General features: G+C 72.0%; 8 protein-coding genes. 7 read left to right on the top strand and 1 reads right to left on the bottom strand.

The features are described from left to right. The first annotated feature begins 26 nt into the window (after window positions 1-26). The 6 genes from scy (at window position 27) to ACFV9O_RS18280 (ending at window position 9,113) form a co-directional block, all read left to right on the top strand. The gene (gene scy / locus ACFV9O_RS18255; protein ID WP_385418830.1) at window positions 27-4,001 is read left to right on the top strand and encodes a polarized growth protein Scy; all 3,975 of its coding nucleotides are present in this window, start codon (window positions 27-29) and stop codon (window positions 3,999-4,001) included. A 114-nt stretch (window positions 4,002-4,115) separates the two neighbouring features. Next, window positions 4,116-5,054: a cellulose-binding protein gene (locus ACFV9O_RS18260; protein ID WP_385418833.1), complete on the top strand. Its 939-nt coding sequence runs from the start codon at window positions 4,116-4,118 to the stop codon at window positions 5,052-5,054. Between the two features lie 194 nt (window positions 5,055-5,248). Next, a complete protein-coding gene (locus tag ACFV9O_RS18265; protein WP_385418836.1) occupies window positions 5,249-6,205 on the top strand; it encodes an ABC transporter ATP-binding protein in 957 nt (318 codons plus the stop codon). A 3-nt stretch (window positions 6,206-6,208) separates the two neighbouring features. Continuing rightward, a complete protein-coding gene (locus ACFV9O_RS18270; RefSeq protein WP_385418838.1) occupies window positions 6,209-6,988 on the top strand; it encodes an ABC transporter permease subunit in 780 nt (259 codons plus the stop codon). Between the two features lie 119 nt (window positions 6,989-7,107). Further along, complete coding sequence (locus ACFV9O_RS18275) at window positions 7,108-8,286, top strand: ABC transporter ATP-binding protein (protein WP_385418840.1); 1,179 nt, start codon at window positions 7,108-7,110, stop codon at window positions 8,284-8,286. After that, window positions 8,283-9,113 carry an ABC transporter permease subunit gene (locus ACFV9O_RS18280; RefSeq protein WP_385418842.1) on the top strand — a complete coding sequence of 277 codons (831 nt, stop codon included), beginning with the start codon at window positions 8,283-8,285 and terminating at the stop codon, window positions 9,111-9,113. The genes ACFV9O_RS18275 and ACFV9O_RS18280 overlap by 4 nt, the downstream gene beginning before the upstream one ends. Window positions 9,114-9,155: 42 nt before the next feature. Here the strand turns inward: ACFV9O_RS18280 and ACFV9O_RS18285 are convergent, their stop codons facing one another. After that, on the bottom strand, window positions 9,156-9,485 hold the full coding sequence (locus ACFV9O_RS18285; protein WP_385418845.1) for an ATP/GTP-binding protein: 330 nt from the start codon (window positions 9,483-9,485) through the stop codon (window positions 9,156-9,158). Between the two features lie 214 nt (window positions 9,486-9,699). Between ACFV9O_RS18285 and ACFV9O_RS18290 the strand changes: the two genes are divergently transcribed. Then, the gene (locus ACFV9O_RS18290; RefSeq protein WP_385418847.1) at window positions 9,700-10,731 is read left to right on the top strand and encodes an LLM class flavin-dependent oxidoreductase; all 1,032 of its coding nucleotides are present in this window, start codon (window positions 9,700-9,702) and stop codon (window positions 10,729-10,731) included. Window positions 10,732-10,852: the final 121 nt, after the last annotated feature.

The raw sequence follows: 10,852 nt of genomic DNA on the forward strand, positions 1-10,852 counted from the left end.
GACCAGGGGACGGATGGGACCGCGCAGTGCGGGGCTACGAACGCCAGGAGAGCCACCGAGCTGACGACGACCACCTCTCGCGGTTCGAAGCCGAGATGGACCGGCTGAAGACCGAGCGGGAGAAGGCCGTCCAGCACGCCGAGGACCTCGGATACCAGGTCGAGGTTTTGCGCGCCAAGCTCCACGAGGCGCGCCGAGCTCTCGCGACCCGTCCTGCGTACGACAGCGCCGACATCGGCTACCAGGCGGAGCAGCTGCTCCGTAACGCCCAGATCCAGGCCGACCAGCTGCGCTCGGACGCCGAGCGGGAGCTGCGCGAGGCCCGTGCGCAGACCCAGCGCATCCTCCAGGAGCACGCCGAGCACCAGGCCCGCCTCCAGGCCGAGCTGCACGCCGAGGCCAACCAGCGACGCCAGCGCCTCGACCAGGAGCTCGCCGAGCGCCGCCAGACCGTCGAGGCGCACGTCAACGAGAACGTGGCCTGGGCCGAGCAGCTCCGGGCCCGCACCGAGTCCCAGGCGCGCCGGCTCCTCGACGAGTCGCGCACCGAGGCGGAGCAGGCACTGGCCGCCGCCCGCGCCGAGGCTGCCCGCGTCGCCGAGGAGACCCGCCAGCGGCTCGGCTCCGAGGCCGAGACCGCCCGTGCCGAAGCCGAAGCGATCCTGCTGCGCGCCCGCAGGGACGCAGAGCGGCTGCTGAACGCCGCATCGACCCAGGCGCACGAGGCCACCACCCACGCCGAGCAGCTGCGCTCCACGACCAGTGCCGAGTCCGACCAGGCCCGCCAGCAGGCCGCGGAGCTCAGCCGCGCCGCCGAGCAGCGGCTGCAGGAGGCCGAGGCGAAGCTGCGCGTGGCCCGCGCGGAGGCCGAGAAGGTCGTCACGGAGGCCAAGGAGAGCGCGAGCAAGACGCTGGCGAGCGCCGAGTCGGCCAACGAGCAGCGCACCCGTACCGCCAGGTCGGAGATCGCCCGGCTGGTCGGCGAGGCCACGAAGGAGTCCGAGACCCTCAAGGCCGAGGCCGAGCAGGCGCTCGCGGACGCGCGCGCCGAGGCGGAGAAGCTCCTCGCGGAGGCCGCCGACAAGGCCCGTACGGTCGCCGCCGAGGACTCCGCCGCACAGCTCGCCAAGGCCGCCCGCACCGCGGAGGAGGTCCTCAACAAGGCCTCCGAGGAGGCCAAGGCCACCACGCGCAAGGCCACCGAGGAGGCCGAACGCATCCGTCGCGAGGCCGAGGCGGAGGCGGACCGGCTGCGCGCCGAGGCCCATGACACGGCCGAGGAGCTCAAGGGCGCCGCGAAGGACGACACCAAGGAGTACCGGGCCAAGACGGTCGAGCTGCAGGAGGAGGCGCGGCGGCTGCGCGGCGAGGCCGAGCAGCTGCGTGCCGAGGCCGTCGCCGAGGGCGAGCGGATCCGCAGCGAGGCGCGCCGTGAGGCCGTCCAGCAGATCGAGGAGGCGGCCAGGTCCGCCGAGGAACTGCTGACCAAGGCGAAGGCCGATGCGGACGACGTCCGTTCCGGGGCGACCGCGGACAGCGAGCGGGTCCGTACGGAAGCGATCGAGCGGGCGACGACGCTGCGCCGGCAGGCCGAGGAGACGCTGGAGCGCACCCGCGCCGAGGCGGACCGGCTGCGCGCCGAGGCCGAGGAGCAGGCCGAACACACCCGTGCCGAGGCGGAGTCCGCGGCCCGTGAGACGCGCGAGGAAGCGGCGCGCGCCGCGGTCGCCCGTCGCCGGGAGGCCGACGAGGAGCTGACCCGGCTGCACACGGAGGCGGAGGCCCGGCTCGTCTCCGCCGAGAAGGCGCTGTCCGAGGCCCGCACGGAGAGCGAGCGGATCCGCAGGGAGACCGCCGAGGAGACCGAGCGGCTGCGCACCGAGGCGGCCGAGCGGATCCGTACGCTCCAGGCACAGGCCGAGCAGGAGGCCGAGCGGCTGCGCGACGAGGCGGCAGCGGACGCCTCGGCCTCGCGCGCCGAGGGCGAGGCCGTGGCCGTACGGCTGCAGACCGAGGCCGCCGCCGAGGCCGAGCGCCTGAAGACGGAGGCGCAGGAGAGCGCGGACCGGGTCCGCGGCGAGGCCGCGGCCGCCGCCGAGCGTGTCGGTCAGGAGGCCACGGAGGCGCTGGCCGCCGCGCAGGAGGAGGCGAACCGGCGCCGCCGGGAGGCCGAGGAGATCCTCACCGCGGCCCGTACGGAGGCGGACCAGGAGCGCGAGCTGGCCCGGGAGCAGAGCGAGGAGCTGCTGGCCTCCGCCCGCAAGCGGGTCGAGGAGGCACAGACCGAGGCGCAGCGCCTGGTCGAGGAGGCGGACCGGCGGGCCACCGAGATGGTGTCGGCCGCCGAGCAGACCGCCCAGCAGGTACGGGACTCCGTGTCGGGTCTCCAGGAGCAGGCCGAGCAGGAGATCGCCGGGCTGCGCAGCGCCGCCGAGCACGCCGCGGAGCGTACGAGGACCGAGGCGCAGGAGGAGGCGGACCGGGTCCGCGCCGACGCGTACGCGGAGCGGGAGCGCGCCACCGAGGACGCCAACCGCATCCGGGCGCGCGCCGACGAGGAGACGGAGGCCGCGAAGGCGCTCGCCGAGCGGACCATGACCGACGCGATCGCGGAGTCGGAGCGGCTGCGTTCGGACACCGCGGAGTACGTGCAGCGGATGCGTACGGAGGCGTCGGACGCTGTCGCCACCGCGGAGCAGGACGCGGCACGGACGCGTGCGGAGGCCCGCGAGGACGCCAACCGCATCCGTTCCGAGGCCGCGGCCCAGGCCGACCGGCTGGTGGGCGAGGCGACGAGCGAGTCCGACCGGATCACGACCGAGGCGTCGGAGCTGCTGTCGCTCGCCGAGCAGGACGCGGCTCGACTGCGCACCGAGGCCGAGCAGGTCAAGGCGGACGGTGAGGCGCAGGCCGAGGGCCTGCGCGCGGCCGCCCGCACGGACGCCGAGCAGGTGCTGGACGAGGCGAGGCAGGCCGCCGACAAGCGCCGTGGCGACGCGGCCGAGCAGGCCGACCAGCTCATCGCCGAGGCGTCGGCGGAGGCCGAGCGGCTGCGCGCCGAGGCGGCCGAGACCGTCGGCTCCGCCCAGCAGGCCGCCGAGCGCATCCGGGCCGAGGCGGAGCGGGTGCGCGCCGATGCCGAGAGCGCGGCGGAGCAGATGCGTGCCGAGGCGCGGGAAGAGACGGACCGTACGCTCGACGCGGCCCGTCAGGACGCGGCGAAGCGGCGTTCGGACGCGGCCGAGCAGGCGGACCAGCTCATGGCCAAGGCCCAGGAGGAGGCGCTGCGCGCCACCACCGAGGCCGAGGAGCAGGCCGACACGATGGTGGGCGCCGCCCGCAAGGAAGCCGAACGGCTGGTGGCCGAGGCGACCATCGAGGGCAACTCCCACGTGGAGAAGGCCCGTACGGACGCCGACGAGCTGCTGGTGGGTGCGCGCAGCGACGCGACCGCCATCAGGGAGCGCGCGGAGGAGCTTCGCACCCGTGTCGAGGGCGAGGTCGAGGAGCTGCACGAGCGGGCCCGCCGTGAGTCCGCCGAGCAGATGAAGGCGGCGGGCGATCGCTGCGACCAGCTGGTCAAGGCCGCGACCGAGCAGCTGGCCGAGGCCGAGGCGAAGGCCAAGGAGCTGATGTCCGATGCCAACTCGGAGGCCGGCAAGGTGCGGATCGCCGCGGTGAAGAAGGCCGAGGCCCTCCTCAAGGAGGCCGAGCAGAAGAAGGCCGAGCTGGTCCGCGCCGCCGAGCAGGTGAAGGCGGAGGCGGACCGCGAGGCCGACCGCATGATCGCGGACGGCAAGCGGGAGCTCGACGTGCTCGTGCGCCGGCGGGAGGACATCCAGGCGGAGATCTCCCGTGTCCAGGACGTGCTGGAGGCGTTGGAGTCGTTCGAGACGCCGACCTCCAAGGCCGGATCGGGCGGCGGCTCCGGTGCGGGCGGGGTCAAGGCGGGTGCGGCAGCGGGGGTTACACGTTCGAGTAGCAAGCCCTCCGAGGGCTAGCCACCCAAAAGGCTGGACATTCTCCATATCAAACGGGCATCTGCTCGATGACACGCCGCTTCGGCGCCTAGGATTCCCCCTAACACCTCACCGGTCTCATTCGACAGGAACCCCATGAGCGACACTTCCTCCCCCTTCGGCTTCGAGCTCGTGCGGCGTGGGTACGACCGCGGTCAGGTGGATGACCGCATTACCAAACTCGTCGCCGATCGTGACAGTGCTCTCGCACGGATCACCTCTCTGGAAAAGCGCATCGAGGAGCTCCACCTCGAGACGCAGAATGCCCAGTCCCAGGTCAACGACGCGGAGCCGTCGTACGCCGGACTCGGTGCGCGTGTCGAGAAGATCCTCCGCCTCGCCGAGGAGGAGGCGAAGGACCTTCGCGAGGAGGCCCGTCGCGCCGCCGAGCAGCACCGTGAGCTCGCCGAGTCGGCGGCCCAGCAGGTGCGCAACGACGCGGAGGCGTTCGCGGCCGAGCGCAAGCAGAAGGCCGAGGACGAGGGCGTCCGGATCGTCGAGAAGGCCCAGAGCGAGGCGAATACGCTGCGCGCCGACGCGCAGAAGGACGCGCAGTCCAAGCGCGAGGAGGCGGACGCGCTCTTCGAGGAGACCCGCGCGAAGGCCGCTCAGGCGGCGGCCGACTTCGAGACGAACCTGGCGAAGCGCCGCGAGCAGTCCGAGCGGGACCTGGCATCGCGTCAGGCGAAGGCCGAGAAGCGCCTGGCGGAGATCGAGCACCGGGCCGAGCAGCTGCGCCTGGAGGCGGAGAAGCTGCGTACGGACGCCGAGCGCCGCGCCCGCCAGACGGTCGAGACCGCGCAGCGTCAGGCCGAGGACATCGTCGCGGACGCGAACGCGAAGGCGGACCGGATCCGTTCGGAATCCGAGCGCGAGCTGGCGGCGCTGACGAACCGCCGCGACTCGATCAACGCGCAGCTGACCAACGTCCGCGAGATGCTGGCGACGCTGACCGGTGCGGCCGTGGCCGCGGCGGGCACGCCCGCCGACGACGAGCCGATCTCGCGGGGCGTCCCGGCCCAGCAGACCCGCTGACCCGCTCCGCGGTACGCCCCCACTCGCCCGTGCCCGGTGCCATGACGGCGCCGGGCACGGGCGTTTGCGGTAGCGGTTGCGTGCCCGTCTGCGGGCCGGTGGGTGGTCCACGGGCAACCGTAGGGGCACGGGGGCGTCAGCCCCGGTTACCCAAAGCGGTGGCGCAGGCCATTCCCCGCCCGTAGCGTGAACGCATGATCGAGCTCGAGGGTCTCACCAAGCGCTTCGGCGCCAAGGTCGCGGTCGACCACCTCTCGTTCCAGGTCCGCCCGGGCGTCGTGACCGGCTTCCTCGGACCCAACGGAGCGGGCAAGTCGACGACCATGCGCATGATGCTGGATCTGGACAATCCCACCAGCGGGTCGGTCCGGATCGACGGCAAGCACTACCGGGACCTTCAGGAACCGCTCAAGTACATCGGCGCCCTGCTGGACGCCAAGGCGATGCACGGCGGCCGCAGTGCGTACAACAACCTGCTCTGCCTCGCGCAGGCGAACCGGATTCCGCAGCGGCGGGTCGCCGAGGTCCTCGATCTCGTCGGGCTGACGGCGGTCACCAAGAAGAAGTCCAAGAGTTTCTCGCTCGGTATGGGGCAGCGGCTGGGAATCGCATCCGCGCTGCTCGGCGACCCTCAGGTGCTGCTCTTCGACGAGCCGGTCAACGGTCTTGACCCCGAGGGAATTCACTGGATCCGCAATCTCATGAAACTGCTCGCGTCCGAGGGGCGGACGATCTTCGTTTCCTCTCATCTGATGAGTGAAATGGCCCTCACCGCAGACCACTTGATCGTGATCGGCCAGGGCCGGCTCCTCGCGGATACGTCGATGGCCGATTTCATCCACCAGAACTCCCGCAGTTATGTACGGCTCCGTTCCCCGCAGCAGGAGCGGTTGCGGGACGTCCTCCACGGGCAGGGTCTGACCGCCGTCGAGTCGGGCAACGGGACGCTGGAGATCGACGGCGCCACCACCGAGCAGCTCGGCGAGCTGGCCGCCCAGCACCGGATCGTGCTCCATGAACTGAGCGCCCAGCGGGCCTCGCTGGAGGAGGCCTTCATGCAGATGACGGCGGGCGCGGTCGAGTACCACGCGCACTCCACCGACACCGGAACGACCGCCCCGCAGTGGGCCCCGCGCAACGAGGGAGCCTGACCCATGGCCTCGGTACCCGCCGTCCTCCAGTCCGAGTGGACCAAGATCCGTACGGTCTCCTCCACCACCTGGACCCTGGTGAGCGCGTTCGCCGTGACGGTCGCCCTCAGCGCCGCGCTCTGCGCGCTGATGTCCGCGACCTTCGACGATCTGCCGGAGCTGGAGCGGGCCACCTTCGACCCGACGCTGATCAGCTTCTCCGGAATGGTCCTGGGCCAGCTCGCGATGGTCGTCTTCGGTGTGCTGGTGGTCGGCACGGAGTACAGCTCCGGAATGATCCGTACGTCACTGGCGGCCGTGCCGCAGCGCGCCACGTTCCTGTTCAGCAAGATCGCGGTCGCCGGACTGCTCGCTCTGGTCGTGGGGATGGCGACGAGCTTCCTCACCTTCTTCCTCGGGCAGGCCCTGCTGGGCGACCACGGCACGACGATCGGCGAGGAGAACGTCCTGCGCGCCGTGATCGGCGCCGGGCTCTACATGGGCCTGATCGCGATCTTCTCGATGGGCGTCGCGGCGATGCTGCGCAGCTCGATGCTGTCGCTCGGCATCCTGATGCCGTTCTTCTTCCTGGTCTCCCAGATCCTGTCGGCCGTGCCGTACGCGAAGGACGTCGCCCGGTACTTCCCGGACCAGGCCGGTGCGAAGATCATGCAGGTGCTCCCGGACGCGATGAACAGCGACCCGGCGCCGTACGGCCCATGGGGCGGTCTCGGCATCATGCTGATCTGGGTGGCCGTGGCCGTTCTCGGCGGTTACGCGGTCCTCAAGAAGCGGGACGCATGACCGACTCGTACATCTTGGTCGGAACCGTCAAGGGCTGGATATCCTCCTAGCTCTTACGGGGGCGTGCGGTCCGCTGCGGTCCGTGCCCCGACGACCTGAACTGTCGATGGGGCTGGAGAATGATCGAGGCAGTCGGCCTGACGAAGCGCTACGGCGCCAAGACGGCCGTGGACAACCTTTCCTTCCAGGTGCGGCCCGGCGCCGTCACCGGCTTTCTCGGACCCAACGGCTCCGGCAAGTCGACGACCATGCGGATGATCCTCGGCCTCGACCGGCCGACCGCCGGACACGTCACGATCGGCGGCCACCCCTTCCGGCAGCTGCCGAACGCGCCGCGTGAGGTCGGCGCGCTGCTCGACGCCAAGGCCGTGCACGGCGGGCGGAGCGCGCGGAACCATCTGCTGTCGCTCGCGCAGCTCTCCGGGATCCCGGCGCGCCGGGTCGACGAGGTGCTCGGCGTCGTCGGGCTGCAGGACGTCGCCAAGCGCCGTTCCAGCGGCTTCTCGCTGGGCATGGGGCAGCGGCTCGGCATCGCCGCCGCGCTGCTCGGCGACCCCCAGGTGCTGCTCTTCGACGAGCCGGTCAACGGTCTCGACCCCGAGGGCATCCTGTGGGTGCGCAATCTGATGAAGTCGCTGGCGGCCGAGGGCCGTACGGTCTTCGTCTCCTCGCATCTGATGAGCGAGATGGCGCTCACCGCCGACCATCTCATCGTGATCGGGCGCGGCCGGCTGCTGGCCGACATGAGCGTCAAGGACTTCATCGCGGCCAATTCGGCGGGCTTCGCCCGGGTGCGTACGCCGCAGTCCGAGCCGCAGCAGCGGGAGAAGCTGACGGCCGTCCTCACCGAGGCCGGCGGGCAGGTCATGCCGGAGCAGGACGGGGCGCTGCGGGTGACCGGTCTGGCGCTGCCCCGTATCAGCGAGCTGGCGCACGAGGCCGACGTACGGCTGTGGGAACTGTCGCCGCACCAGGCCTCCCTGGAGGAGGCGTACATGCGGATGACGCAGAGCGCCGTGGACTACCGCTCGACGGACGACCTGAAGGCCGGACTCATGCAGGAGCCGCCGATGGCCCGCGCCGGAGGCGCTGATCGGCTCAGCGACCCGTCGCTGCAGCCGGTCGTCGTCCCCGAGGTCCCGCAGCAGGGCTGGTACGCCCCGCCGCCGCCCGGGCAGAACCCGGACGCGGCCGGGCCTGCGGCATCCGCGCCCGCCGAGGCCGCAGCGCCCGCACCCACGCCCACGCCCGCGCCCGCGCCCGCCGACGACCCGAACAAGCCCGAGGACGCCCGATGACCGCCCCCACCCCCTACCAGCAGCCGGGCGCCGCCTACGCCTCGCCGATCCCGGTGCGCAGGGCCCACCTCGGTGACGCCCTCGCCTCCGAGTGGACCAAGATCCGTTCGGTGCGCTCCACGATGTGGACGCTCGGCGTCATGATCGTGCTGATGCTGGGCGTCGGATCGGGCATCGCCGCGATCGTCGCGGCCGTCGGTGAGTCCCCTGTCGAACAGCAGCCCGCCCTCGGCCTCGGCTTCTTCGGCGTGCTGCTCGGATCTGTCTGCGTCATCACCCTCGGTGTGCTCACGATCGCGTCCGAGTACAGCACAGGCATGATCCGTACGACGCTGACGGCATGCCCCAGCCGGGCCAGGGTGCTGACGGCGAAGGCAATCGTCTTCTTCCTGCTGGTCTTCGCGGTCACCACACTCACGGCGACGCTCGTCGCCGTGATCCAGTCGGCGGTCGTGGACGCTCCTCGCGCGTCCGCCGGGGAATGGCTGCGCTCGACCCTGGGCATCGGTCTCTTCCTCGCGCTGCTCGGGCTGCTGGCGCTGGCGGTCGGGGCGATCATCCGCCACTCGGCCGGCGCGATCACGATCATGATCGGGCTGATGCTGCTGCCGCTGGTGGCCGCGATGTTCATGTTCTCGAACTCGCTCGTGAAGCTGCAGGAGGCCCTGCTGACGTACTCGATCCCGAGCCTGATCGTCGCGCTCTACAACGAGGGTGCGGTGGAGGGGAACGGGCCGTCGGGCTGGGAGCCTCTGCTGATCATGCTCGGGGTGACGGCGGTCGCGATGGGCGGCGCGTACCTCACGCTGGACAAGCGCGACGTCTGAGCGACCTCTGAGCGGCGTCCGAGCCGCGGCGGCTGATCCGCCTCAGTACCTGGGCGCGTTACGGGACCGCTGCACCCGCGAGGTGCGGCGGTCCTTCGCGTTCCAGCACGCCTTGTGCCAGTGGCGGCGGTCCTCGACGCCGCCGTGCTCCGGCCAGGCCACCACATGCGGCATACCGGACGGGATCTCCTGGTCGCAGCCCGGGCAGCGGTAGCGCTTGCCGACGGAGTTCGCCCCGGCGACATGGCGCACGGACCAGTCCTCGCCCTGCCAGCTCTCCGTCCGCTGTACGCCGCCGTAACGGTCGCCCGCCTCGCTCGCGCGATCGGTGGGCTTCTCGCCGCCACGGGGGCGGTTGCGGCGCGGGGACACGTGACACCTCACGGGGGGACCGGACTGTTTCCCTTCCAGCCTACGGGCCGCGGTCGCGGGTAGGCGTCCCGTACGGGGCGATATCCCGGCACCCGGAGGGCCCAGTTACCGGAAAATCGCAACAACTTCACGCGTGGCCGTGCCTTTGGCACGTGTCAGACGTTGTTGCCTGTGTGGGGGGAGTGCCGCGTCGGCCGCAAGGAGGCAGAAGGCGATGCGCGTTGGAGCTTTTGTACTGGCGGCCCAGTTCCCGGGCCAGGGCCAAGGGGAGGCGTTGCACCGGGCGGTGCGGTCCGCCGAGGCCGCGGAGGCGGCCGGGCTCGACTCGGTATGGCTGGCCGAGCACCACTTCGTGCCGTACGGGGTGTGCCCGTCGGCCGTGACCCTGGCCGCGCTGCTGCTCGGCCGCACGGAGCGGATCCGGGTGGGCACCGCGGTGAGCGTCCTGCCGACCGCCCATCCCGTGGCGCTCGGCGAGCAGGCGGCGCTGCTGCACCTCACCTCCGGAGGGCGGTTCTCCCTCGGTGTGGGCCGTGGTGGGCCGTGGGTCGATCTGGAGGTCTTCGGCGCCGGTCTCGCGGCGTACGAGAAGGGCTTCCCCGAATCGCTCGACCTGCTGCTGCGGTGGCTGCGCGAGCCCCGAGTGGCGGCGCAGGGTGAACGATTCGCATTCCGTGAAGTCGCCGTCGTGCCGAGGCCGGACGAGCTGCTCGACGGGAGCGCCGAGGGCCCGGAGGTCGTCGTCGCCTGCACGTCCCCGGCGAGCGTCCGGCTCGCGGGCGAGCGCGGGCTGCCGATGCTCCTCGGAATGCATTGCGGCGACGAGGACAAGGCGGAGATGGTCGCGCTGTGGCGCAGGCACGCGCTCGACGCGGGACACTCGCCGGACGTCGTCGCGCGCGCCGGGCATGTGTCGGCCGGTGTGGCCCAGATCGCCGACGGGCGCGAGGAGGCCGAGGAGACCTTGGTGAAGGCGATGCCGGGGTGGCTGAAGAAGGGGCTCGACGCCCATGTCACGGTCGACGGACGGCTGCGCTCCATGCGCGATCCCGTGGCGTACACGGAGTTGCTGTGCGGGCTGCACCCGGTGGGCCCGCCGCGGCTGGCGGCCGACCGGCTCGCGGCGACCTCGGAGCGTACGGGCATCACGCGCTTCGCGCTGCTCGTCGAGGGCTCCGGGGATCTGGCCGCGACCGAGGAGAATGTCCGGCGGCTGGGCGCGGAGGTGCTGCCGCAGCTGTCCTGAGCGTGGGGGGCGCACATCGCGTGGGGCACCCACCCCCCCCCCCCCCCCCCCATTTCCGCAAACTCCTCCCCCCCCGCCCCCCTTCCCCCAGGGAGGGGTCCCGTGGCTCTGAGAAGCAAAC

This window comes from Streptomyces sp. NPDC059909 (assembly GCF_042730885.1).
In the GTDB taxonomy this organism is placed as follows: domain Bacteria; phylum Actinomycetota; class Actinomycetes; order Streptomycetales; family Streptomycetaceae; genus Streptomyces.

Excerpts from the sequence above, each read along its gene's own strand:
- ACFV9O_RS18275 (WP_385418840.1), top strand. The coding sequence starts at position 7,108 with ATGATCGAGGCAGTCGGCCTGACGAAGCGCTACGGCGCCAAGACGGCC.
- ACFV9O_RS18280 (WP_385418842.1), top strand. The coding sequence starts at position 8,283 with ATGACCGCCCCCACCCCCTACCAGCAGCCGGGCGCCGCCTACGCCTCG.
- ACFV9O_RS18265 (WP_385418836.1), top strand. The coding sequence starts at position 5,249 with ATGATCGAGCTCGAGGGTCTCACCAAGCGCTTCGGCGCCAAGGTCGCG.
- ACFV9O_RS18270 (WP_385418838.1), top strand. The coding sequence starts at position 6,209 with ATGGCCTCGGTACCCGCCGTCCTCCAGTCCGAGTGGACCAAGATCCGT.
- ACFV9O_RS18260 (WP_385418833.1), top strand. The coding sequence starts at position 4,116 with ATGAGCGACACTTCCTCCCCCTTCGGCTTCGAGCTCGTGCGGCGTGGG.
- ACFV9O_RS18290 (WP_385418847.1), top strand. The coding sequence starts at position 9,700 with ATGCGCGTTGGAGCTTTTGTACTGGCGGCCCAGTTCCCGGGCCAGGGC.